Here is a 24,700-nt window from a genome sequence, read left to right on the forward strand (position 1 = left end):
TGTTTGAATGCACGCATTCAAACAGGATCTGCTCCAGCTCTTGAATCCCGGGCTATACCTGCATGCATATCCTTGGGGCGTCCCCGTGAGTTTATCCTCGTGGGCTTATCCCTGTGGGCGGTATCCCCCGGGGACGCGCGTGGGGTGCCGACCCGGAAGGGCGGGAGCCTGTTGCAGGGGTGTTTTGCCCCCGCGCTTTTGGCGCGGTCCGCGTGCAACTCCCGCCTGCATAAATGCTTAGGGGCTGCATCCGGGGCGATGCAGCCGACGGGCTTTGTCGCGCTGGACCCGCGATCATAAAACCCTCTTTACGTCCCGCAAGAAGGATGAAAAGTGATGCGTTCCCTGCCGTCCGGGCTGACATTGCCCATGGTCGTGACGTTTGCCCTTGCAACCGGACCCGCCCTTGCGCGTGATCGCGACAATGCCGCATCCGCGTCAGTCCTCCAGCCTGTTCCCCAGTCTGTTTCCCAGCCTGGCGCATCTGCGGCGCATGGCGTGGTGGAGGGCGCGCCGGGTGCGCGTCTGGCGGGATATCTCAATTTCTGCATCGGCAATGGCCTGTTGCCGCACGGTGATACGACGCCGCTGCTTGACCATCTGATCGCCCGCACGCATGCGGTGTCCGACGACCATCGGGGCGACATGGAATATGCCTATGGCACGGCAGGCGTCCTGCACCCCGCGGATGCCGATGGCCCAAAGGTGACGGACCTCGACATCCCGCAACGCCGCGAACTGTGCGCCCATATCCGCCGCAAGGCCGCCTCCATCATGGGATGAGGCGGCGATGCCGTCCTGTCCTTCCCTTCCTTTCCCTGTGAAGGGCGGGCGCGTCAGGTCAGTGTGCCGCCTGCATGGCCTGGACCATCAGGTCCACATCGTGATGGATCATGGAGATGTAGTCCGCCGCAGGCCCCCCGGGGGGGGACAGGGCCTCCACATACAGTGTGCCACCAGGCCGTGCGCCTGTGGCGGTGGCGACCTGCTGCACCAGGCGGGGGTCGGCGGCATTTTCCATGAAATATGTACTGACGCCCAGGGTGCGGATCTGCCGGATCAGGGCGGCCACATCAGCGGCTGAGGCCTCGGTTTCCGTTGACAGGCCCTGTGGCGCCATCAGGGTCACGCCATATTCACGCCCGAAATAGCCAAAGGCGTCATGTCCGGTCAGCACCCGGCGACGGTCGGCAGGGACGGTGGCGATCCGGTCGCGGATGTAATGGTCAAGGTCATGCAGCCGTACAAGATAGGCATCGGCATTCGCGCGAAAGGCCTCTGCGTCCTGCGGATCAACACGGATCAGGGCATCACGGATGTTGCGTGTCCAGATTTCCACGTTTGGCACGCTGTTCCACACATGCGGGTCGGTCACATCGTGCCCGTCCTCCACCATTTCATGCAGGGGGACACCATTGGACACGATGACGGGCGTGCCATGATATCCCGCCGCGCGCGACAGGCGGACAAACCATGTCTCCAGCCCTTCGCCACTGAGGAAGATCACGTCCGCCTGCTGGAGCTTTCCTGCATCGGCGGGGGAGGGTTCGAATTCATGCGGGTCCCCATCGGGGGGCACGAGGGAGGTGACGGCGACATGCGTCCCCCCCACCTGGCGCACCACATCGGCCAGCACCGTGAAGCTGGCGACGGCATGGACCGTGCGGGCCGTCGCGGCGTGCCCCTGTACAAGGCCCGTCATCAGCAGGGCGCAGGCAACAGGCAGGAAACCAACGGGCAGAAGACGGATTTTCATGTCAGGAAGCCTTTGTCATGCGCGTTTCATGCGCGGGGCAAACAGGCGCCGCGCCAGCCCCATCGGGGCCAGCACCAGCGAAAAGATGTAAAACAGGCTGCATGTCAGGATGATGGTCGGCCCCGACGCCATGCGGCAGTGGAACGACAGCAGCAGACCCCCCAGTCCCGACAGCGCGGCAATGGCGGCAGCCAGTGTCATCATGACCCACAGCCTGCGTGTCCACAGGCGTGCGCTTGCGGCGGGCAGCATCATCATCCCCACCGCCATCAGCGTGCCCAGCGCCTCGAACCCGGAAACCAGATTAAGCACCACGAGGAACAGGAACAGCATATGGCATGCCCCGCCGCGCCCCCCCACCAGGCGCATAAACCCCGGATCGACACATTCCATCACCAGCGGCCGCCATACCACCGACAGGATGCACAGTGTCACCGTCGTCACCCCCCCCATAAGGCACAATGTCGGGGTGTCGATGGCAAGGATGGTGCCGAACAGCACATGCAGAAGGTCGATGTTCGATCCATGCGCGGACACGATCAGCACCCCCAGCGCAAGGGAGGTCAGATAGAAGCTGGCGAAGCTTGCATCTTCGGACAGGCGCGTCAGGCGGCTGACAAGGCCGGAGAGCAGCGCCACCCCCAGCCCCGCGACAATCCCGCCCAGCCCCATCGCCGTCATGGACATCCCCCCCGCCAGCAGAAAGCCGATGGCCGCACCGGGCAGGATCGCGTGGCTCATCGCATCGCCAACCAGGCTCATCCGCCGCAACTGCAACAGCACGCCCACCGGCCCCGCGCCCAGCCCAAGCGCCAGTGACGCGACAAGGGCACGCCGCATGAACCCGAAATCCGCGAATGGGGTGATGAACAGGTCATGCAGGCTCATGCCCATATGCCCGTCTCCTGCTGCGGCTCAACCGGTGGGGTGTCCCCCATGGGGCAAGCGAACATCGCTGTGCCGCCATAGGCGCGTTCAAGCAGCGCAGGCGTCAGCACCGCATCGGTCGCCCCCCAATGCGCCGCACCCTGCGCCAGCAGGACGACATTGGGGAAATGTCGTGTGATCTGGCGCAGGTCATGCAGAACCGCGATCACGGTCCGACCTTCGTCACGCCAGTGATCGACAAGATGCAGCAGGTCGCGCGTCGTGGGCGCATCCAGCGCGGTGAAAGGTTCGTCCAGTATGATGACCCGCGCATCCTGCATCAGCAGCCGCGCGAACAAAAGACGCTGGAACTGTCCCGCCGACAGGTCGCCGATGCCGCGTTCCTCCATCCCCGACAGGCGGACATGGCGCAGGCATTGTTCCGCGCGTTCGCGTTGCCGGGCATTAACCGCGCCGAACGCGCCGGTCGTGCGCCACGCGCCCGACAGCACAAGGTCCGCCACGCATAACGGGAACCCCCGGTCGATGTCACGGGCCTGTGGCAGATAGCCAAAGTCGCGTGGCTGTTGCCCACCGTAATCGATACGCCCCGCGCGTAACGGTATTTCACCAAGCATCGCGCGTACCAATGTGGACTTGCCCGCGCCATTGGCTCCGGCGATGGCCGTCAGGCTGCCGGGGGCGAAGGTGCCGGTGACATGTTGCCATACCGGTACACGCTCATAACCCGCGGCAATGTCATGCAGTGTGATCCCGCCCGTCGTCGCCTGTGTCTCGGTCCGGGTCATGGCAGGCGCGCCGCCCATGCAATGGCCACCCACAGCAATCCGATGGGCACCCCCATCCAGGCCAGCCGCCACGCCCATGACCGGGCCATCCAGGTCTGTAGCGTGGGTGCGGTGGGGGAAGGGGGCGGTGCCCCGTGGGCTGAGGTCATGGTCTTGTCATTCCGCGCGGTGGGATGGGACCGCGTTATTGTTATATTATAACGTTTTCACATTACACCCCCGGCCACCTCCCGGTCAAGGCACGGGGTTTGTGCGGGAAAGCCTGCCCGTCCCCCTTATCGCGCCATGCGGCCATGGGGGATGGCCGCGCGGACAGGGGCGGTGCGGTGCATATCCCGCAGGGCGCGCGCGGCGCGGCATCGTTTCCCGGCATGCATCCTCCGATATGCGTCCTCTGGCATGCGTCCCCCCGCATGCCGCCATCGCCCACAAAGCATGTGCGAAAACACATCGTGATCCTGCGGGAAATAATGATCCTGCGGGGAATAATAAAGCCGCCGTGTTCAGTCCGGCTGTTGTGAATATGCGCAGCCTTTGGGGCGAGGTTGCAAAAACCCCGTCAGGAACGTCCATGGTGGCAGCCCGTTGCCGTGGGTATCATTTACAGACCGCCTTTCACATGACGTTCGCAATTGGCGTTCCTTGCAAACAGTCCGCCGGTCAGGGCAGGTTTCGCGATATAAGGTCAGGACCAACAAACAGGACATGAAGGATAAGGATGCGACTCTATAGCTATGATCACTGTCCTTTCTGCGTGAAGGCGCGGATGATCTTCGGGCTGAAGGATATCCCGGTGGATGTCGTGACACTGCTGAATGATGACGTGGCAACGCCCACGCGCATGATCGGGGCCAAGATGGTGCCCATTCTGGAGCAGGACGGCCAGTATATGGGCGAAAGCATGGACATCGTCGATCATGTCGATGCCATGGGCGGCGCGCGTGTCCTGACGGGGGCGATCAACCCGCAGGTGGGGGAATGGATACAGGCCACGAACGCCATCGCCTTGCGCCTGATCCTGCCGCGTGACGCTGCCGCCCCGCTGGAGGAATTCGCAACCACCGCCGCGCGTGCCTATTTCATCCGTGGCAAGGAAAAGATGGTCGGCCCGTTTGGCGCGCTGCTTGATGACAGTGCGGGGATGATCGCGCAGGTTGATGCGCGCCTGCGTGCGCTTGTCCCGCTGGTGCGTGCGCCGCATGCGGTCAATGGGGAACTGTCCAGCGACGATATTCACCTGTTCGCCCTGTTACGCAGCCTGACCATCGTTGCGGGCCTGTCATGGCCGGCGGAGGTGGCGCAGTACTGCCGCACCATGTCACAGGCATGTGGTGTCCCGCTGTTTGATACCATCAGCGCATAGGCGCGTTGTGTGCGGGCATGACCCACGTCATTGAACCATGTCGCCTGGCGGTGGTTTGTGGCATGGGGCCGACGTGATGGGCATGGTGCCTGCCGCCATGGCCGTCGCGGGGCCTTTGGACCCGTAAGTAAGGAGGCCGCAATGCCACGTTCCATTGATGACAACGCCCGTGCCGACGATCCGGACGGGGGCAAGCACGCAACCGCACGTCGTCTGGCGGAAGCAGGGGTCCGTGCCGAGCAGGCAGGCGATCAGGCCCGCGCCGATGCATTGTTTGACGAGGCCGAGCGCACCGACCCGGAGGCGCTGGAAAACGTGCTGATGGAAAATCCCGCCCCCCGCCGGCGCATCTCCGGCCGTGGGTTTGGCGATGACGCCGCGGTTGCACGTACCACGCGCGAGGTGCGGCCCGGTTCCGATGCCCCCTCACGCGCCGGTATTACCGATGGGGGCAGCGGGGCGGATTCCGAACGGCGCTGACGCCTGCCTTGGAATCAAGGGTGCCCCAGGAATCGTGGCCCCAGAAATTGCGACAGAACAGCAGGATTACAAAAGGCCAAAATCCCTGAGTGCCGCCTTGTTAGAGACTGTTTGAAAAGTCAGGCGCGATAACATACTGAAATTATAAAGGTTTTTGGTGAAGCTTTTTCCAAAAAGCTTCGAAAGACGCCGCCTTTTTGAAAAAAGGCGGCACCCAGAAAATTTTCCTGTTTTTTATCAATGACTTGTTTTCAAACAGTCTCTTAAAAGGCGACGTCTTGGGGAGGGGTGCGGGCAAAAGCGTCAGCCGGAACCTGTTCATGACGTGCCGGTGATATGTGTCAGGGCATGCCATGTCGATGCGGATCACATCGACGGCCCCCACATGCCCAGCACGAACAGGATTGCGCCCAGCGCCATCATGACGATGTGGAACATCACGTCGCCCGGCATCGCGACCAGCGGGTCCATATGGGCGGAGCGTACGAACTGTACCACCACCAGGATCGCGCCACCGACGCACAGTGCGATACGAAGGGGGCTGATATTCCCCGGCAGCAACGATGGTTTGCGGTTCATGTCGTATCCATTGGCAGATGTTGTTGCCATCATGCCATACAAACTCCGCCCTTTGAACCGGTCGGGATGACATGGCCCCATGTGTGTTTCATATGCGCGTCCCATGGCGTATCCGGCAGGGCGGATGCCGACAAGGAATTTCAGCCGGTGCAGATTGCCAAGATTATTTAAAAGCAACCCGTTCATAAGAGAGTGTTTGAAAACAAGTCATTGATAAAAAACAGGAAAAGTTTCTGGGTGCCGCCTTTTTTCAAAAAGGCGGCGTCTTTCGAAGCTTTTTAGAAAAAGCTTCACCAAAAACCTTTATAATTTCAGTGTGTTATCGATCCTGACTTTTCAAACAGTCTCTAAAAAATGATAAAAGTTGTCGGGGAGTTGCTTTTGCCCAGATAATGCCTCGTCCTTGCAACGCTCCCTGAAAAAAGCTGCATCAAAAACTTTTATGATTCCGGTAGGTTACGGGGGCTGTTTTTCAGGCAGTCTCTGATTGGGAATATGCAATAAAGCCCGTTCGGCGTTTCTGAAGGAATGATGCAAAAGCATGGACAGGGGATTTTTGTCGCGGCGCAGGGGGGCGCGACGCAAGGGGCTCCAACACCGGGAACTGCACCATACGGGATCCAAAGGCTGGCGGTCCGGACATTCCGGTGCGCGTGCCGTGGTGGGGGCATCTGTGCTGGTGGTGGGCATGGGGCTGGCGATGTCACCGGCCCCCGCGCATCCCGCACCGTCCGGCCCATCGTTGTCCGGCCCGCCCTTGCCGGATGGGCGGGTGTTCCTGCCCCCGCCTCCAGCCGCCGAAACCGCAGGCAGCGCCGCCGATGCCAGCATCTTTGCCGATACACGTGTGCAGGAAGGCAGCGGGCGGTGGAAACTGGCGCAGCGTGATGCCCGGCATGGGGTGGGACATATGCTGTCCGCTTTTTCCTGTGCGGCGGGTTTTACGCTGTCACCTGCCCATCTGCCACGGCTGGAAGCGTTGCTGACACGGATGGAGGCACGGGTTGACCCCGTGATTGCGTTGGAAAAGGCGCAATGGAACCGCCCGCGTCCCTATTCCGCGATGGAATTGCCCCTGTGCGTGGCCGAACGGGGGGAGGTGGCGCATACACCGTCCTATCCTTCCGACTATGCCACGCTGGGATGGATGACGGGGGCCGTACTGTCGGACCTGCTGCCCACGCGTACGGCCCAGATCATGCGCCGGGCGCGCATCTATGGTGAAAGCCGTGTGATCTGTGGCGTCCACTGGCACAGTGATGTCACGGCGGGATGGATGAATGGGGCCGTGCTGTATACCGCCATGCGGCAGGAGGCGGGCTTTGCGCAGGGTCTTGACGCCGCCCGTACGGAAATCGAGGCCCTGCGCGATCATCCCCCCGCCCACCTGCCGCCGCCCGATCCCGGTGAATGCGCGCAAGAAGACGACGCCGCAGCCCATTCCCCCCAGTAAGGCTGTCCCCGGTAAGGACGCTTTCAGTAAGGACGCACAGAAGTTAAGCGGCTTGGTCTTTTTAAAGTGGGGTCTTTTTTAAAAAGGCAATGCCTTACAAAATATCTTTAAAAACCTTCCCTAAAACTTTTGGAGATTGCTTGAAAACAAATCATTGATAAAAAATCAGAAAAGTTTTTGGGTGCCGCCTTTTTTCAAAAAGGCGGCGTCTTCTGAAGCTTTTTGGAAAAAGCTTCACCAAAAACCTTTATAATTTCAGGATGGTATTGGGCCTGATTTTTCAAACAGCCTCTTGCGGTGATGCCGGGATTTTTTGTCCCGCACCCTTCCTGATCGTGGGGTGCAGGGGCCGCAGCGCCTGCACCTGCCCCAACCCCTGCGTTCCTACATCGAAAACCCGATGGTCTGGCTGCCTTCGCGCCCCCTGGTTTCCGCCACCAGCAGGTCAAGCATCGCCTGCGGCGTCGCAGGCACGTCCAGCAGGGCCTGCCTGCGCACCACCAGGGCAAAGTCCGAGGGGGTGAGCGTGCGCAGCCGGTTCAGCCCCTCGGGCGCGGGCAGGTCAAAGAACCGTTCAAACGCATGGCGTGCCTGTTGTGGCGTGAGATAGTCGAAACGTGCGCGCAACAGGAAGCGGCGCATGCTGGCCGGGTCAAGGCGGGCGGCAAGGTTGGTGGTGCATACGAACGGCAGCGGGTGGCTTTCCATCCATGTCAGCATTTCGTTCACCTGACTGACCTCCCAATTACGTTCGGCCGCGCGGCGATCGCCAAGCAGGCTGTCCACCTCGTCGAAAATCAGGAAGGAGCCGGTGTCGCGTGCTTCGGCAAAGGCGGCGGCGATCTTCTGTTCGCTTTGTCCCACATATTTGTCCAGCAGGTCGGAGGCGCGTTTTTGCAGGACCGGAAGCTCCATCATATCCGCAAGGTAGCGGGCATACGCGCTTTTGCCCGTTCCCGGTGGCCCCGACAGCAGCAGTGACACCGCGCGCGGTGCGCCCGGCCGCGAAAGGCGCGCCGCCAGCCCCGCAAGGTCACTGTCGGCATTGACCAAAGAGGCGTCATACGGCGCATCCCCGCCCGGCGGCGGCATCACCACCCGCCCTGCCGACGCGGCCTGCGTGATGCCGGTGGCGATGGTGCAGACCATGGTGGAATCCCCACCCGCCAGACGGGTCGAACGCAGCGCATTGCGCAGGATCGCAGGCGGGGCGGGAATGGCGCGCGCCAGAAGGGCGGCGGTATCGGGCGTCAGGGGCACCTGTTCCTCCTGCGCCATGTCCTGCCACAGGCGCGCACGCACCGCGACGCCGGGCTGGCGCATTTCGATACACAGCGACATGCGCCGCGCGATGGCGGGGCCAAGCATTTCCAGATCGTTGGCCGTCCAGATCACCGGCGTTCCCCCCTGTTCCAGCAACCGGTGAAAGAACACGCGGCTGTAGGATTGCGGGGCCTCGAACAGGCCGGTGGTGAACAGGTCTTCCGCCTCGTCAAACAGCAGGACGGAGGATGTGTTGCGTAACAGGCGCGTGCTGCACCGCAGGTCCGCCAGCCGTTCATGGCGGGAGGGTTCGTCGCCGCTGCTGTCGGCCTCGCCCACCGGATACAGTGTCGCACCGATCTGTGCCGCAAGGGTTGCCGCGAATTCGGTCTTGCCCGTGCCGGGGGGGCCATACAGCAAGATGTTGATGCCCGGCGCATGGTCGCGCACGGCGGCAGCCAGCACCTTGGCCGCGATTTCGCCCTGTTCGCCAAGATGGGCGAACGCCTCCCACGGCAGGCTTGCCCCGCGTGGCTGTCCCAGCAGGAGGGAACGGATGTCGCCCACCACGCGCGCGCGCCGGTTCATCAACGCCATCAGGCGCGGCAGCAGCGTGATGTCGCCATCCTCGTCCACGCTCATAAGCCCGCTCATGCGTAACTGTCCCTCTGGGGCGAGGGCGGCGGCGATTTCCATTTCCGCACGGTTGAGCAGCATGTGCAGCAGCGAGATGTCCTCGCACAGGAATGGCCCGCGGGAGCGGTTTTCACACAGGTCGTCCCACAACTGCTCGAAATGGCCATTGAGGCGATAACACATCGCAAGGCCAAGGATATCGGTCGCCGCATCGTCCAGACCCGTCGCGCGACGCAGTTCCGACAGCCATGCATCAAGGTAGCCGCCATGCCCCGCCTGCGCGTCGCGTGCCTCTTCCAGGGCATGGCCCAGACGTTTCCATTCGGTCGCGGTGGGGGGGGCGTCGCCGTCGCGGCGGATCATGGCGGGCAGGGCCTTGTCCGGCAGGCCAAGGTCGGGTTGCGCCTGTACCGCGCACCGCACCAGCGACCCCGCATCGCGCGCGCCACGGTGGATCGACCCATGCAACGCACACAGCATGTCCAGCAGACGGCGCATGTCCCCCTTTACCCGCGACGGGCGCGCGGTGGGTACGCGGCGATGGGCCGGGCGTCTGCTTTTGGCAAGCGGCATCGGGTCGGATCTCCTGCTGTTGGGTGGAATATACGGGTCATGGTAAAAAATGTCGTGCGAAAAGGCACCCCCCGCGTCCGCCTCGGGGCTGCCTTGCGGGATGCGCACTGAACCGGGCGCCATGCCTGACGTTTGCACGCCAGCAAGGAGGAAGCACCCCACCCGTCATGGGGTTTGTCCTGGATGATGTGTTCCGGGGGCTGTTTGGAAACAACCTGTTGATAGAAAAAGAAAAAATTCCCCAGACGTCATCTTTCCCCAAAAAATGCGACGTCTTTTGCGGGACTTCCTGAAAAAAGCGCCGCAAAAAGCCCTGGTTGTGAATGCGTGATGTTTTTCAGGCAGACTTTTCAAACAGCGTCTTAACCCTTATGTCGGTACGATACGGTATTGGATCAAGACCTTGGCCCGCCTCTATGGTGGGGAAGGCAGGCATTTACAAGAACCTGGATTCTGGACGGAAAAGAGCCATATGAAAATCAAGATCCCGGCGGTCGCGCGCTATGTGTCGTCCGCTTTTGTTCCCGGCCTTGCGGCGCTGTCGCTTGGTGTGATGGCGACGGTCGCCGCCCCGCATCCCGCACAGGCCGACACGTCGGTTATCGTGGGGAATCAGGTGTCCTCCGCAACGGTGGAAAGCGTGGATCACGAGACGGGAACAGTGCTGTTGCGTGACCACACAGGTGATCTCGTGACCGTGCGCGTCCCGCCCGAGGCCCGCAATGTTCCGCGCCTGCAGGCAGGTGACAAGATCAACATCCGTTTCTTCAAGACGATCGCCGCGTCCATCGTCCCGCCCGGTACGCAGCCGCCGGAATCGACCATTACCTCGGCCAAGGGATATGCCGGGTTGCACCCGCATGGCATGCTGGTGTCGAACCGCCGCGAACGGGTGCATGTGCTGGCGGTGGACCCCGCCAGGCACCAGATCACGTTTGAGGACGCTGACGAGATCACCCGCACGGAAGTGATCGGGGAAAAGGCGATGCAGGGTTTCCTGAATACCCTGAAGGTGGGGGATACCGTTGACGTCACCGTGACCGACGCCGTGTCGTTCGAGGTGATGAACCGCGTCATCGCCCCGTCCGCCACCGTGACGCAGGCACCCGGCGCCAGCGCACCGCGCCAGACGCCCTGATAATGCAGATGACGGCCCCGCCGGGGCCGCCCGTTATGGGCGGTTGCGGCAGGGTCTTTTTTCCAGAAGGTTTCGCGGGGTATCGTCCTTTTGAAAAGGGGCGATACCCCGCGCCTTTATTCGGATTCCTGTACCTGTCCGGACAGTGAATATCCCGAAACCACACTGTCAAGCATCGTATCAAGTCCATCCTGCAATAACGGGTCCACCCCGTGTGCGACATAGGCGCGGGCACGTTTCTTGATGCTGTTGGCCACGCGCAGGTTGATCGGTTGCGCCGTGCCTTCACGCAGGACACTGGCGACGGACACCTGCCGTTCATGCGCCGCGCGCACCAGCAGGAAGGCAATGTGGTTCAGGATGTTGCCAAATTCAAACCGGCCAAAGCGCGAACGGCAGCGCGTCATTTCGCCCAGAACCTCGATATAGCGGTCGATGACCGGGCGTGAGGTATCCTGCCGGAAATGCAGCATGTGGTATTTCGCCGCGCGTGCATGTTCGATGCGTGCGTCTTCCCATTCGCCCAATGCCTCGTTACGGGTTTCGACCATGCTGTGGCGCGCGCGTGCGTCCAGGCAGGTGGATACGAAATCCCCGTGCGCCGTCGCATCCCATGCCACGCCCCTGCCTGCGCCATCCTCGCGCAGGGCAAAGCGAAAGCGCCTTTGCCCGTCAAGTCCGTACAGGATGGACGTCCCCCCCCGGCACAGCGGGTCGGTACCCAGCACCATGACATGCGACGTATCGCCACGGCGCATGTGATGTTGCCATGTCAGGACGTCAAACAGGCTTTCATCTTCGGCCACGCGGTCGATATGGGCATGGATATGGGCCATGAAACGCGTGGTGGGCATGCCTGCGACGCGTGGCGCGGCAAAGTCGATGCGCCACCAGGTTGCCGCACGCAGCAGGTGAAAGGCCAGTGCATTGCGCAACACCACCAGTTCGTCATCCGCGCCAACCTGTTCGCACAGGGCAGCAACCACGCTGAAACGGTGTGTCAGCATGCTGACCTGCCGTGACATCGGCGTCCACGGGTTGAAATAGTCAACCAGCATTTCCGGACGTGAATGGGTCAGGTGCCAGGCGGCCCGGGTGCAGTGGGTTTCGCGCATCATAAGATCCTTCTTGGCCCATGGGGTCTGGTCCGGCGGGCAGGGAGGGTCAGTAGCCGAGTTGGCGGGGCGCATGGTTGGTATGAAGCCATGGCCCGCGATGGTGTGGGTATGGTGTGCGGTTGATGCGGCATCCCGCGTGCAGGCATGGCCTGACGTATGGATGCCGGGGACATAGGTGCGCGACGGATGGCGTCGCGGCCAGCAACCGGACGGGGGGAACCCCGTTGCGGAGGATGCCTGCCTATATTTATTGATAACAGTTCTTAACATCAAGTTAAAAATAGGACAGGTCGCACTTTCCACCTGACACGGGAATGGCGGTTGGTCAGGGCATGCCTGCCAGATGTCGATGCAGACAGCACGATCTTTCATGATGTCTGTGTAATGTGACGTGTCCCGTGCGAAACATGGCGTGACCGGGATGGGTATATTTCCAATGAATTGGATATAATATATCAGGTCAGGAGGCACTGACTTTTTCTGTCCGGGAATGGCTATACCACTGTCATGGTCGCGGTATTGGGAAAAAATATCCGCTCCCTGACATTTCTACTTCGGGTATGGGTAACTGTTGCATCATGGGGGCGGTTTAAGGGCTACATAAAGAGTCCATTCCAATAACCATATGGAATAATGAAGTTTTTTTGGGAGATATTTTCCACGAAGCTTTGAAAGACATGGTATTTGCACAAAGACCCAGGTCACGCCTGAAAATGTTTCCATTTTCTGGACAATGCGTTGTTTTCAAACGGTCTTTAAACAAAAACGGCGCTGGTAAAAGCTGGTAAAAGACAGTGTCAGTAACATGCTGAAATTATAAATGTTCTGGGGGCGGCGTTGTCCCATATGCTGCGACAAGATGTTGCCCTGTCCGGGGAAAAGGCAACATCTTTATTATTACATATCAATGTATTAATGAATTCAGGGTCATGATCTGCGACGTAGCAGCAGGCGGTCAAGATCAACCAGCGCGCGTCGCACGATGGAGGGATCGGTATGTTTGGCGTCAAACAGCGTCACATCCCCTGCGGCCGACAGCGTATGCAACCCGTCAGTAAACGGGGCGAAGGCCGCGGGCGCGTGCAGGGACGGCGCGGCCCTGGCCTCGAATCGCTGGGGTGTCAGGGTGGTGATATGCAGTGGCGTGATCGCCCCGCCATAGGTGGCGGCGCATTCCTGCGTTGGCAGTACCAGCCCGTTATCCGTCATGATGGGGGTGCCGCCGGGGCGGGTGCTGCGGATGTCGCGGCGCACGGGGTTGCCCGGATGCGGATGCCATGGCCCCATCAGGCGTTCGGCCCATGCAACGTGCAGTTCACTGATACGGTCGATGGGGGAATTGCCCCATGGGGCGTGGAATATCCACCACCGTCCGTCATGGAAAATGGGGGAGGCATCGACGGCGGCACCGGGGAATTCGAACATCTCCACCCGTTCCCAGCGATAGGGAAAATCGGTGGCGCGGTACAGGTTCTGTCGTCCCGAACGGCCGGATTCGGGCATCATGTAAATTGTGCCGTCCAGGTCGGGCACGATCACGGGATAGGACAGGTGCCACGGTTCGACCAGAACCGGGCAATGTTCCAGCAGCGTCAGCGCGCGGTTGAACACGAACACGTCGATGCGCCCGACCTTCACGCGGTAATCATATGCTTCTGCAAAGACATACAGGCGGTCGCCCCGCCAGATGCCAAACGGGTCGGCGATAAAGCGGAATGGGCCAGGATTGTCGATCCATGTAACCGGATGCGCGCCCACGCCATCGCGCAGTACCTGCGTCATGGGGGCATGGATGATCCCTGTGCGCCAGATGTCGGTGCGTCCCAGTCCCAATGTCGTGTCCTTTCATGAAATGACAGGTGAAGGCACCGTTGCGTCCTGCGTCCTGCGTCCTGCGTCCTGCGTCCTGCGTCCTGCGTCCTGCCTTCTGCGCCCTGTGCGATGGCGTTGTGTGTCCGGGTCATTTCCCGCACGCGGCGGGTGTGCGGGGCATGGACCTGCCTGCACCGGATATTCGGCGCGGCTGTTCCGGGCGCTTGCCCTGATCATAGTTCCGACCAAAGGCCCGGACTGCCGACTGGCGCGGATCGCATGTCCGGTTATCACATATTTCACCCTCCGCGCACCGGCAAGGCGCAGAGGCCATGTCCGGCAAAAGGCGGGTGCGTCAGGGGGGCGGTCATGCGTTTCCCCGCCGTGGTCATGGCCGTGGCCCTGTTGTGCTGTGGCCCTGTGCATGGAGGTCGGGCAGGGACAAAACCGCGAAAGGGCCTTGGGGGAAGGGGGCTGCTGGGGGCCGGGTCGCTTTATTCAGGGTATCTCGGACATATCTGCATCGGGGATGTCGATGACGCCATCCCGTCATGGGGGACGGGAACGTGCCATGGGGATTCGCATGGGGATTCGAAAGCCTTGGCGCTTGTCCCCGCGCGACCGCCCCCGCCTCCTGCCCCCGCCCCCTGCCATCGCCCGTATGTTTTCGCGTATGTTTACAAGGACGTTCGTGCTGCGATATCCGGGTGCAGTGGCGCGGGCCCTGCCGGGTTTCCTTGCGCCCCTTTGGCAGGAGGCTTGATTGAGTACCACCACACAGACACGTCGCCGTACCATCCGTGACGTGACCAAGGGCGAGGTGCCGGGCGTATGGCTGACGGCCTATACCGCATCCATGGCGCAGCGGCTTGATGCGCATGTGGATGTCATGCTGGTGGGGGATTCCCTGGGCATGGTGGTCTATGGCCTGCCGAGTACGGTTGGCGTTACGATGGACATGATGATCGCCCATGGCGCCGCGGTCATGCGCGGGTCGCAGCGTGCGCTGGTGGTGGTGGACATGCCGTTCGGATCGTACCAGGAATCCCCCGCGCAGGCATTCCGCAATGCCGCACGCATCATGGCAGAGACGGGCTGCGGTGCGGTGAAGCTTGAAGGGGGTGCGGAAATGGCGGACACGGTGCGTTTCCTGACACAGCGCGGTGTGCCGGTATGCGGGCATATCGGGCTGATGCCGCAGGCGGTCAACGCCACGGGCGGTTTCCGCACGCAGGGGCGTGATGCGCTTCAGGCGGCGAAGGTCACGGCAGATGCCCACGCCATTGCCGCAGCCGGGGCGTTCGCCATTGTGATCGAGGGCACGGTCGAACCCGTGGCGCGCGCCATTACGCGTGAACTTTCGGTGCCGACCATCGGCATCGGGGCCTCGGTGGCCTGCGACGGACAGGTGCTGGTGGTGGATGATCTGGTCGGGGCGTTCGGGGATTTCACCCCCCGCTTCGTCCGGCGCTATGCCGAGGTGGGGTCCGTGATCGAGGACGCCGCCAGCCGTTATGCCGATGACGTGCGTAACCGCCGCTTTCCCACCGATGCGCAGTGTTTCGGTACACGCGGGTAAGGAGGATCGACGGGTGGGGGGAAGCATGCCATGCTGATACCTTGCTGAAGCAGAGACGGTGTGGTGCAGCTCCTTCCCCTTTCCCCTGCCATGGCGGATGCGGCGCGAACGCCCGCGTTTGGCCGACGTGAACTGCTGGCGTTCGGCGCGGGGGACCTGGCGTTCAACATCATCTGGGGGCTGATGCTCAGCTACCTGGAATATTTCTATACCGACATCTGCCTGTTCCCACCGGCCTGTGTGGCGGTGATCCTGCTGTGCGCGCGCGCCATCAGCATCGTGGCCGACCCGGTGGTGGGGGTGGTGATCGACCGGCGCCCGGCGGGACGTCAGGCGCTGCCGCTGTTGCGTATCGGGCTTTTGCCGTTTGCCGCCATGATCGTGCTGACCTTTGTGCCGTTTGGCGGCCCGGGGGGGATTGCACGTTATGTCTGGGCCTGTCTCACCTACATGGGCCTGTGCGTGACCTATAGCGTGTCCAACACAGCCTATGGCGCGCTGACCAGCCTGATTTCGGATGATCCCGCCATCCGCCTGCGCCTTGCCAGCGCGCGCATGGTGGGGGCAGGGTGCGGTACGCTGCTGATCGCGGTGCTGACACTGCCTGCCGTGGACTGGCTGGGCCATGGCGACCGGCGGCATGGTTTCATGCTGTTCATGGTCATGGTTGCGGTGGTGGTCGCCGCCCTGCTGGGGCTTGTGGCCACGCTGTGCCACGAACGCGCCCGCGCGCACCGCGACCGGCAGCCCGTGCGTGTGTTGGCGCGTGCGCTTTTGCGCAATGGCGGGTGGTTGCGCCTGACGGGGGCGATGATCCTCGTCATGCTGGGATCGACCTTCATGTTTGGTGCGCTGGTTTATTACGTGCGCTTCGTGCTTGGCGGCAGTGACCATGACGCGGGCTGGATACTGGGCGCGATGAATGTGCTGGGCCTGTGCGGCAGCGTATGTGGCGCGGCCCTTGCCCGGCGGTGCGGCAACCGGCGCCTGATGGGGGTGGGGACGTGCCTGTGCGGGACGTGGCTGGCGCTGGCATGGATGTGCCCGCCATCATGGCCGGTAACGGTGGTGGCGATGTGCCTGTTTGGCCTGTGCCTTGGCCTGTGCAATCCGGCCTGCTTCGCACTGCTGGCGGAATATGTGGAGCAGGGCGCCCGCACCAGCGGCGTGCGTACGGCGGGGCTGGCATGGGCGCTCAACTCCACGGCGTCGAAACTGGCTTTTGATGGTGGGGGCAGCATGCTGGCGTGGCTGCTGGCAGGATATGGGCTGGTGGCGGGCGATCATGCACAGGCGGCGGGGGCGCGTGCAGGGATCGGGATCGGGTTTCTGGCAATCCCGGCCTGTGCCTTCGTGGCGGCCGGGGTGGGCGTGCTGCTGTTGTGCCCGCGTCCGGCAACGGATGCCGGAAGGCTGTTGAGAAAAGAATAGAAGTCTCTGGCTGTCGCCGACCTCGTTCGAAAATGCAATATTTCCAGGGTTTTTCGGGAAAATCCTGAAAGGACGTTTTTAAAATTTAAAGCCGTAATCTGTGGGAATGATAAAATTTTCAGTAAATATTTTCCCAAAGATCTTTGCAGGACATCGAATTTCAAAAAATATACTAATGTCTGGTATTATCCATTTTCTTGGCAGGCTGCCGGATTGGGATTTTTTACGCAGAAATATTTCTGAAATTACAAAAATAATAGAATTTACAACACAAAAACAGAAATATATTCTCATAATTTATGAATAATGTCCATTCTGGCTTCCAACCCGACAGCCTGTTAGAGACTGTTTGAAAAGGTAAGTCCGACAAGATCGTGAAATCATAAAAGTTTTTGGTGAAGCTTTTTTCAAAAAGCTTCGGAAGACATCGCCTTGTTGCGATCGAAGGGCGACACCAAAAAATCTTTTTCTATTGTCTATCAACGGTTTGTTTTCAGACGCTCTCCTGTTCTTTCATCACGTCGTCCGTTCCAAAGATGCGTTCAGAATCCGGTCGAGGCCGTAAACAGGACCGCAAGCCCGCCGCCCACGTAATAGGTCGGCGCCTGCCCCGCGATGGTGGTGCCATGCACGCCTGTGGTGTCGCGGGCGTTGAAGGTGGGGGCGGCGACACCGGACAGGTAATGCTGGTTGGTGATGTTGATGAAGTTCATGCGAAATTCGGGACGTGACAGGAAATAATGGCTGTCCATGCGGTATCCGAATGCAAGGTTGCCGGTGGTATGGTCCGACAGGCGTTCGTCATTCATGAAGGTCGCATACTGGTGGCCGACATATTTGACGCTCGCCATGCCAAAGAAATGCCCGTCATCATAGCTGAGGCCCGCAGACGCCTGAAGTGTGGGGCTGTTGACCGCCGTAAGGCCGCGCGTAGGCAGCAGGTCGCCATTGGCGGAAATGTCATTGTCGATGGTGGCGTGCAGGTATTCCCCCGACAGATAAGGGCTCCAGTGGTGCCACGGATGGGTCCCGACCTCCACATCCACGCCGCGCGTCGTCTGTCCCCCGCCATTGAGGGTGGAGGCCACGGTCGCGTTGTTCACGTCGATGGTGGTCTGGATCTCGCGGTTGGTGAAGTCATAGTTGAACAGTGTGACCCCCCCCATCAGCCACGTCCCGGAATAGCGGTAGCCCAGCTCCTCCGACACGGAATACTGGTTCTTTACCCTGCTGGGGTCGAGTGCGCCGGTAATCGGGCTGTAGGTGGTGAACAGCGCGGATTCATCGGGGGTGCGGAAACTGGTCGTGGTGTTGAAGAACACCTGATGGCGTGGCGTGATCTGGTAACTGATGGCCATGCGCGGCAGGGGGATGGATGTGTTGCTGCTCACGTTGGTCTGGTTCCACGCGGCGTCGGTCGTGCTGCCATGCCGGTCGAGCATCACGTCCTTGAACCCGACCTCAAGGTGCAGGCGCCTGTGCAGGAACGTCATCCGGTCCCCCGCATACAGGGCGTTGGTCTGCGCGATGGAATGGAAACCACCCGCCTGTAGCTGCCGCCCGTCGGGTGTAAGGATGGTGCGGCTGATACGGTCCACCCAGATATCGGCGGCGGTGCCATTCGCACTGACGGCGGTGAAGGGCTGTTTTTCATTGTCGTCGGAATAATCGTACCATGCGCCCAGTACCAGGTCATGGTTGGCGATGTGCCAGTCCAGAGTGGCGTTGACCCCGGCGCGATAGCTGTTCTGCGTCCAGTTCGCGCGCACCAGATCATCCACGCCGGGAACGCCGCGTGGTGTTGCCTGCCCTTCGGCGTACATCCCGGCATCCGCCAGCGTCGTGCCCGACGGGTCGTTGCCATAACTCCATTGCGCATAGGGCGTCATCTTCAGCCGCAGCCCGTGCGTCAGGCTGAAGTGCGAAGGGGCGGCGACATAAAAGATGCGTTCGGGCTGCCGGTACAGCGGCGCGTAATCCGCTCCGCCCGCCGCGTCATTGGGGTCATAGGTGCGTGCAAGGTTGTTCGCCGCCCCAAATGGCCCCGATTGTTTCCAGTCCGCCTTGTCCACCAGCGGATAGTAGCTGGCGACCATCGTGTTCCATGTCCCGATGAGAGAGACGCGGTTGTCATTGCCCCAGTCGCGCAGGAACTTGAAATCTATATGCTGGCGTTCGTCATGCCCCGCCCCGCGCCAGTTGTCGGTATAGCCGTGGGAGTAGGAGACAAAGCCCCGGATGCCGGTATGGCCAAGGGTTCCCGTCTCCAGCCGCAGGAATTCGCGGTTGGTGTTGTATGACCCATATGACACGTCGGCATATCCGCCCGCATGTTCGGCCGGGTCGCGGAACGTCATTTCCATCAGTCCGCCCGCCGCGTTGAGCACAGGGGCATCAAGATCCGCCGCCCCCTGGGCAAGGGAGACGGTCTGGTAATTCTCCGTATCCGCGAACTGTCCCGGATAGCCGTTATAATAGGCAATGTCGTTCAGCGGCATCCCTTCGAGCAGGTAGCCGATCGAATCCCCGCCCATGCCGCGCACGTTGATGTTCGTTTGTGGCGAGAAGCCAAGCGGGTCGGATGTCGCGACATTGGCCCCGGGCAACATCGCGACCATGTCGAACGCCGTGGCCGAAGGGGCCTGCTTGTCCATGAAATCCGTGCCGATGGTGCTGACGGATTTCGGGGCCTTTTCCTCCCGCAGCAGGCCGCCGCCGGGCTGGTGGCCGTGGGGGTGTGCCTGGGTTACGGAAATGTGTTCGTGCGTGAGTGCGGGCGTGGTCGCGGATGTACGCACATCTGTGGTTGCGGGCGCGGTGGAGGCGGCCAGATGGCGTGTGCGCGGCCCTGCCGCATGGGCAGGTGACGGCCCGCCGGGAGGGGACGGGACGGGGGTGAGGGTGGCCGCCCATGTGGTGCCGTTCGTCCCCCCCATCACGACCATCACGGCGGCCAGCACATGGCGTGGCATGGCGCAGGTGCCCGCCGGGCGGCGCGGGGAAAGGGCGCGGGGGATCATGGAGGGCGGTTTCCTTGGCAAAAAACGTTTGAAAATGTTGATGTTTCAGAAATATGACAATAGCGCCGTCCCCGGCTTTCCACCTTGGAAGAAATGCGCAGGCGATATAATATACCTTCGATCAGGTCCGTAAGCCCTGAAATCATGGTGAAATATGCGCAGTACCGATCGGGCGCATGGCGGACGCGGAAATGGGACAGGGGCTGATGGGACAGGAATCCACACATATCGTCAGCAGTTTCGAACAGGAACTTGAACGGCTGCGGGCCATGATGGTTCGTATGGGCGGGCTGGTGGAACGCCAGACATCGCAGGCGGTCGCCGCCGTGGTGGACCATGACGAAAATGCCGCCGCCGCCGCCCCGGAACTCGACCCGCAGGTCGATGTCCTTGAACGCGATGTAGAGGCGATGGTCATCCGCATCCTTGCCCTGCGCTCCCCCGTGGCGGGCGACCTGCGCGAGGTGGTCTCCGCGCTCAAGATCACGGGGGACATGGAACGCATCGGCGACTGCGCGGCGTCGGTCGCGCGGCGTTCGCTGCGCACCGAACTGCTGGGCACGCGCGTCTCCCTCAGCGGGCTGCGCGGCATGGGACGGCTGGTGCAGGACAACCTGCGCCGCGCGATCGACGCCATGACGCAGCGCGACCCCGAAAAGGCGTATGAGGTGTGGCAGTCCGATACGGCTGTCGATGAACTCTATACCGCGATGTTCCGCGAACTGGTGACATATATGATGGAGGACCCGCGCAATATCGGGCCCTGCACGCATCTGCTGTTCATCGCCAAGAACCTTGAACGCATTGGCGACCACGCCACCAATATTGCCGAGCGCGTGTATTATACCGTGACGGGCGATATCCTGCCGGTCGTGCGCCCGCGTGGCGGTTTTTCAGGTCCCGCCGCGATTGCCGACCTTGTGTCGGGGGATGACACGCAGTGACGTCGCTGTCGACTTCCACCCCGGCCACCGACCCCGGCACGGACCCCCGTGCGAAAATCCTCGTGGCGGAGGATGACGAGGCGCTGTCCGTCCTTGTCACCTATAACCTGGAGGCGGCGGGATACGAAGTCCGCGCCGTGGCCGACGGGCTGGATGCGCTGGAACAGGTGGGATCGTGGCAGCCCGACCTGCTTGTGCTGGACTGGATGCTGCCGGGCCTGTCGGGTGTGGATCTGTGCCGCAGGCTGCGCGCGCGTGGCGGGGCCATGTGTGACATGCCCGTGCTGATGCTGACGGCGCGCACCGCCGAAAGCGACAGCGTGCATGCGCTGGACACCGGCGCGGATGATTACCTGACGAAACCCTGCGGGATGGAGGCGCTCAACGCCCGCGTGCGTGCGCTTTTGCGGCGCAGCGTGCTGAATGCCGGGGCCGGCGGTGTCCAGGCACAGGCCGATGCGACGGCGGTGCTGCGTTTTGTCGATGTCGTGCTTGATCCCGTCAGCCACCGCGTAACGCGTGCGGGGCGTGTGCTGGCCCCCGGCCCGACGGAATATCGTTTGCTGGAATTCTTCATGCGCAATCCCAACCGCGTCTTCTCGCGCGAAGACCTGCTGCGTTCGGTCTGGGAACGTGGGGTGCATGTGGAATCGCGCACGGTCGATGTCCATATCCGCCGCCTGCGCCGTATCCTGAACGAAGGGGATTTGCCGGACCTGATCCGCACGGTCCGGGCCAGCGGTTATGCCCTTGACGACATGTCCGGTGACGTGACGCCCTGATGGCGGCCCCGCCCCGCAGGGCGCGCGCCCATGCATGACCTGCTGGCGGGGATCGCGCTGGGCGGCGGGGGGTATGCCCTGACGCGCGCCATGGTGGCGCGGGGCATGCGGTGGTATCGCCATGGGGACGGCGTATCACGCGCCAGCACGGCGCACGGCAGGGATGCGGATGCGGTGGTGCCGGCGTCCTCCACCCTTATGGACCGTGCGGCGGCGGCGTCGCAGGTCGATCCGCTGGCGACGCTGCCGCATATGCTTGACCTGCTGCCCGGCGCGTGCATCGTCTTTGGCCCGCGTGGCGACCTGGCCCATGCCTCCACCTCCGCACGTGACATGTTTGGCGATACGCTGGGCGCGATCGTGCGCCATCCCGCGACGCAACAGGTGCTGGAACAGCTTTCGACCACGGCGGAAACGACCGTCACGCTTGATGTGCCGGTGCGCCGGGTCGTGCGCGTGCTGCTGCGGCGGATCGCGCCTTCGGCACCGGGGGGGCGCGGGGTTGTCGTTGCCCTGCTGGAGGATCGGACGGGACAGGATGCGCTGGACCGTATGCGCGGCGATTTCGTCGCCCATGCCAGCCATGAACTGCGTACGCCGCTGGCCGCGCTGTCGGGGTTCATTGAAACCCTGCGTGGCCCTGCCGCCAATGATGCGCCTGCGCGGGCGCGCTTCCTTGGCATCATGGCGGGGCAGGCCGAACGCATGCTGCGCCTGCTGGACCGGCTGTCGTACCTGTCGCGGGTGCAGATGGTCGAACATCAGCGCCCGCGCACGCGCATCGATGTCGCCCCCGTCGTCGCCCGCGCCATGGACGAGGCCCGCCCCCTGCTGGAGGGCGCGGACATTACCTGTGCGCTGGATGTGGCGCCCGACATCATGCCGGTCATGGCCGATGGGGACCAGATCGTGCAGGTCATGCTGAACCTGGTGGGGAACGCCATCCGCTATGCCCCCGGTGTCGCGGGGCGCAGGGCGCGGGTGGATGTCACCGTGGCGAACGCGACCGGGCGGGATGGCGGCCCGCACGCGCCGTGGCCGTGCGGTGGGGGCGTGGTCGTGTGCGTGCGTGACAACGGCCCCGGCATTCCCGCGCGTTACCTGCCCCGGGTGACAGAGCAGTTTTATCGCGTGCCGGGACAGGTGCAGCAGGGCACGGGGCTGGGCCTTGCGATCGTCAAGCATATCGTGGACCGCCACGGTGGCCGCCTGCAGATCGAAAGCCGGGAGGGGGAGGGCACATCATGCACGCTGTGGCTGCCCCCGGCGGAGGAAGGCGCGCGCGACCGGCGCAATGGGGCAATCCCCCCTGCATGACGCGCCATGCCAGAGGGCGCGATAAAGGCGCCCCCCGTTGGAAACAGACCTTCCCGGAAGGTGTCTTTTGTTCCTGTGAACAGGTTGTTTTTTAACACCCGTCAGGTTTCGGGGCCGGGATGTGCCCTCTCCTGCAACTCCCCTTCATAGATCGCCACCTGAGCGGACAGCCACGTGCGCAGCAGGCGCAGGGCCGTGCCTTCCCACACATGTGCCGGCGCACGCAGCACATATGACCCCAGCGCGACCCGGCGCAGGGGTGTTGCCGTCGTGGTGACGGGGCATAACAGTCCCGCCCGCAGGTCCTCCGCCAACAGGTAAGGATTGCCCAGCGCGATGCCCTCCCCCGCCCGTGCGGCCGCCAGAGCAAGATGCGCCTGCCACAGCCGTCCCGCCGCGGGCACCGTGCCGATCTGCACCGATTGGGCCGCGAACCATAATTTCCACTCCGTCTCGTCATCCTCCAGCAGCAGGGGGGCGTCCAGCAGATCCGCCGCCGTGCGGGGCGGGTGGGACAGGCGCGCAAGGCAGCGCGGGCTTGCCACGGGAAAGACCGCCGGGCGGGTGATTTCCATGCAGCGCATGTTGCGTTCCGGCCCCCTGTATTCCGGTCCTTGCGGTTCATCGGTCATGTACCGGATGTCGGCATGCAGGGCGCCAGTGCCATGGCGGGGATCAAATCCGGTATCGGCATCGACGGGACGCAGTAACAGGTCGATGCATGGATGGTCGCGGCGAAAGACCGACAGGCGCGGCAGCAGCCAGTGATAGGCAAAGCCATGCGAACAGGTGACAGTCAGATGCGCAATATCCTGGCGCATGTCCGCCGTGGCGTGGGCCAGTCCCTCCAGCAGGGGGATGATCCGCGCGCAATAGATTTCGGCCTGTGGGGTCAGGCCGCCCTGCCCGGTGCGCAACGGCACGCCAAGTGCGTGTTCAAGATCGCGCAGGTGCCGGCTGACGGCGGCATGGTCGATCCGCAGTTCTGCCGCCGCCCGGCGGATGGCCCCGGTGCGGGCGAACGCCACGAACGCATTGAGCGCCGCAAGCGAGGGAATCCGGTATCGGTTTTCCATCAGGGTTTTACGATCCATAACATGTCCCATCCCATGGCCGGGCGCGCAGTGTGGACGGAACGGTGTCCATGGCCTGCCCATGGATACGGCGCCATCTGTCACGTCGGCAGCCATGCGCGCAATAGGGTGCATGACCGTCCGCCACGGTGCAACGCCGCCGTCATGTCAGGGGATGATGCAAGGGAGGGATATCCGTAAACAGCCCCGACAGAAGTAATGAATGGCACGAAAGGTCATTTTTTCAGGAATTCATGGTCTTTGTAATGATTTTTCAGACGAGTATTTACCAGAAATTTTATGATTTCATGATATTGCCGACGGACGGGCGATGCAGGGGCGGCGGTGCATGGTGACAGGGCAGAAGAATTTCTGGACAGGCCGGTGCGAAGAAAAAACCGCACATGTTCAGATATGCTGGCAAAACGTGATGATGACAGGCAATAAATGGGGGAACTTTTCAGGTACCCATTGCGATAAATACATAAAATATTCGGCCATGAGACACGGTATGGTGCCGTATGGATGAAATCATGATCGTGACGATGCAATCATGTATAAATTATCCTGATGATCTATAAATAATTCAGGTCGTGCATATATACAGGAACCAACAGCGCCGGAAGACAACAATTGCGTAGTGCGCCGCATGGGATTATTATCAATGCAAACGGTGATATTATTCTGATATTTTCTGCATGAATGGT

20 protein-coding genes are annotated in these 24,700 nt (G+C 62.0%); 10 read left to right on the plus strand and 10 right to left on the minus strand.

Going from position 1 to position 24,700, the window contains the following annotated elements; translation table 11 throughout:
• Window positions 1–336: 336 nt before the first annotated feature.
• Window positions 337–783: a hypothetical protein gene (locus IFJ82_RS02160; RefSeq protein WP_192265462.1), complete on the plus strand. Its 447-nt coding sequence runs from the start codon at window positions 337–339 to the stop codon at window positions 781–783.
• A gap of 58 nt (window positions 784–841) precedes the next feature.
• Here IFJ82_RS02160 and IFJ82_RS02165 read toward each other — a convergent pair whose 3' ends face one another.
• Genes IFJ82_RS02165 through IFJ82_RS15640 form a run of 4 tightly spaced genes read right to left on the minus strand, consistent with a single transcriptional unit; the run spans window position 842 to window position 3,581 of the window.
• Complete coding sequence (locus tag IFJ82_RS02165; protein WP_003621439.1) at window positions 842–1,756, minus strand: metal ABC transporter solute-binding protein, Zn/Mn family; 915 nt, start codon at window positions 1,754–1,756, stop codon at window positions 842–844.
• 15 nt (window positions 1,757–1,771) lie between these two features.
• Complete coding sequence (locus IFJ82_RS02170) at window positions 1,772–2,644, minus strand: metal ABC transporter permease (protein WP_040512646.1); 873 nt, start codon at window positions 2,642–2,644, stop codon at window positions 1,772–1,774.
• On the minus strand, window positions 2,641–3,450 hold the full coding sequence (locus IFJ82_RS02175) for a metal ABC transporter ATP-binding protein (protein ID WP_408901701.1): 810 nt from the start codon (window positions 3,448–3,450) through the stop codon (window positions 2,641–2,643). Before IFJ82_RS02175 ends, IFJ82_RS02170 begins: the two co-directional genes overlap by 4 nt.
• Window positions 3,429–3,581, minus strand: a complete 153-nt coding sequence (locus tag IFJ82_RS15640; RefSeq protein WP_225578739.1) for a hypothetical protein — start codon at window positions 3,579–3,581, stop codon at window positions 3,429–3,431. Before IFJ82_RS15640 ends, IFJ82_RS02175 begins: the two co-directional genes overlap by 22 nt.
• A gap of 569 nt (window positions 3,582–4,150) precedes the next feature.
• On the opposite strand from IFJ82_RS15640, the gene grxB reads away from it, so the two are divergent.
• Both grxB and IFJ82_RS02185 read left to right on the plus strand, forming a co-directional pair.
• Complete coding sequence (grxB, locus tag IFJ82_RS02180; protein WP_192265464.1) at window positions 4,151–4,795, plus strand: glutaredoxin 2; 645 nt, start codon at window positions 4,151–4,153, stop codon at window positions 4,793–4,795.
• A 141-nt stretch (window positions 4,796–4,936) separates the two neighbouring features.
• Entirely contained in the window at window positions 4,937–5,275 is a 339-nt protein-coding gene (locus tag IFJ82_RS02185; protein WP_003621452.1) for a hypothetical protein, read from the plus strand.
• A gap of 366 nt (window positions 5,276–5,641) precedes the next feature.
• Here the strand turns inward: IFJ82_RS02185 and IFJ82_RS02190 are convergent, their stop codons facing one another.
• Window positions 5,642–5,887 (minus strand): hypothetical protein, encoded by a 246-nt coding sequence (locus IFJ82_RS02190; RefSeq protein ID WP_225578740.1) that lies wholly within the window; start codon window positions 5,885–5,887, stop codon window positions 5,642–5,644.
• Window positions 5,888–6,395: 508 nt separating this feature from the next.
• On the opposite strand from IFJ82_RS02190, the gene IFJ82_RS02195 reads away from it, so the two are divergent.
• Window positions 6,396–7,307, plus strand: a complete 912-nt coding sequence (locus IFJ82_RS02195) for an acid phosphatase (RefSeq protein WP_192265465.1) — start codon at window positions 6,396–6,398, stop codon at window positions 7,305–7,307.
• Between the two features lie 384 nt (window positions 7,308–7,691).
• Here IFJ82_RS02195 and IFJ82_RS02200 read toward each other — a convergent pair whose 3' ends face one another.
• Complete coding sequence (locus IFJ82_RS02200; RefSeq protein WP_003621456.1) at window positions 7,692–9,779, minus strand: AAA family ATPase; 2,088 nt, start codon at window positions 9,777–9,779, stop codon at window positions 7,692–7,694.
• 472 nt (window positions 9,780–10,251) lie between these two features.
• On the opposite strand from IFJ82_RS02200, the gene IFJ82_RS02205 reads away from it, so the two are divergent.
• Window positions 10,252–10,917 carry a preprotein translocase subunit YajC gene (locus tag IFJ82_RS02205; RefSeq protein WP_192265466.1) on the plus strand — a complete coding sequence of 222 codons (666 nt, stop codon included), beginning with the start codon at window positions 10,252–10,254 and terminating at the stop codon, window positions 10,915–10,917.
• A 116-nt stretch (window positions 10,918–11,033) separates the two neighbouring features.
• On the opposite strand, the gene IFJ82_RS02210 is transcribed toward IFJ82_RS02205, so the two are convergent.
• Both IFJ82_RS02210 and IFJ82_RS02215 read right to left on the minus strand, forming a co-directional pair.
• Window positions 11,034–12,305: a hypothetical protein gene (locus IFJ82_RS02210; RefSeq protein WP_408901708.1), complete on the minus strand. Its 1,272-nt coding sequence runs from the start codon at window positions 12,303–12,305 to the stop codon at window positions 11,034–11,036.
• Between the two features lie 657 nt (window positions 12,306–12,962).
• Window positions 12,963–13,868 carry a glucosamine inositolphosphorylceramide transferase family protein gene (locus tag IFJ82_RS02215; protein ID WP_192265467.1) on the minus strand — a complete coding sequence of 302 codons (906 nt, stop codon included), beginning with the start codon at window positions 13,866–13,868 and terminating at the stop codon, window positions 12,963–12,965.
• 775 nt (window positions 13,869–14,643) lie between these two features.
• On the opposite strand from IFJ82_RS02215, the gene panB reads away from it, so the two are divergent.
• Both panB and IFJ82_RS02225 read left to right on the plus strand, forming a co-directional pair.
• A complete protein-coding gene (panB, locus tag IFJ82_RS02220; RefSeq protein ID WP_231105734.1) occupies window positions 14,644–15,426 on the plus strand; it encodes a 3-methyl-2-oxobutanoate hydroxymethyltransferase in 783 nt (260 codons plus the stop codon).
• 63 nt (window positions 15,427–15,489) lie between these two features.
• Window positions 15,490–16,857: an MFS transporter gene (locus tag IFJ82_RS02225; RefSeq protein ID WP_225578742.1), complete on the plus strand. Its 1,368-nt coding sequence runs from the start codon at window positions 15,490–15,492 to the stop codon at window positions 16,855–16,857.
• 542 nt (window positions 16,858–17,399) lie between these two features.
• Here the strand turns inward: IFJ82_RS02225 and IFJ82_RS02230 are convergent.
• On the minus strand, window positions 17,400–19,877 hold the full coding sequence (locus IFJ82_RS02230; protein WP_192265468.1) for a TonB-dependent receptor: 2,478 nt from the start codon (window positions 19,875–19,877) through the stop codon (window positions 17,400–17,402).
• 206 nt (window positions 19,878–20,083) lie between these two features.
• On the opposite strand from IFJ82_RS02230, the gene phoU reads away from it, so the two are divergent.
• Genes phoU through IFJ82_RS02245 form a run of 3 tightly spaced genes read left to right on the plus strand, consistent with a single transcriptional unit; the run spans window position 20,084 to window position 22,920 of the window.
• A complete protein-coding gene (phoU, locus tag IFJ82_RS02235; RefSeq protein WP_062810041.1) occupies window positions 20,084–20,821 on the plus strand; it encodes a phosphate signaling complex protein PhoU in 738 nt (245 codons plus the stop codon).
• Window positions 20,818–21,603 (plus strand): response regulator, encoded by a 786-nt coding sequence (locus IFJ82_RS02240; protein ID WP_003621473.1) that lies wholly within the window; start codon window positions 20,818–20,820, stop codon window positions 21,601–21,603. The genes phoU and IFJ82_RS02240 overlap by 4 nt, the downstream gene beginning before the upstream one ends.
• A 30-nt stretch (window positions 21,604–21,633) precedes the next feature.
• Window positions 21,634–22,920 (plus strand): sensor histidine kinase, encoded by a 1,287-nt coding sequence (locus IFJ82_RS02245; RefSeq protein WP_117129670.1) that lies wholly within the window; start codon window positions 21,634–21,636, stop codon window positions 22,918–22,920.
• 101 nt (window positions 22,921–23,021) lie between these two features.
• On the opposite strand, the gene IFJ82_RS02250 is transcribed toward IFJ82_RS02245, so the two are convergent.
• Window positions 23,022–23,996, minus strand: coding sequence for a LysR substrate-binding domain-containing protein (locus IFJ82_RS02250; RefSeq protein ID WP_075632592.1), 975 nt, complete (start codon window positions 23,994–23,996; stop codon window positions 23,022–23,024).
• Window positions 23,997–24,700: the final 704 nt, after the last annotated feature.

The sequence above is a fragment of the Novacetimonas hansenii genome (assembly GCF_014843995.1).
Taxonomy (GTDB): Bacteria; Pseudomonadota; Alphaproteobacteria; order Acetobacterales; family Acetobacteraceae; genus Novacetimonas; species Novacetimonas hansenii.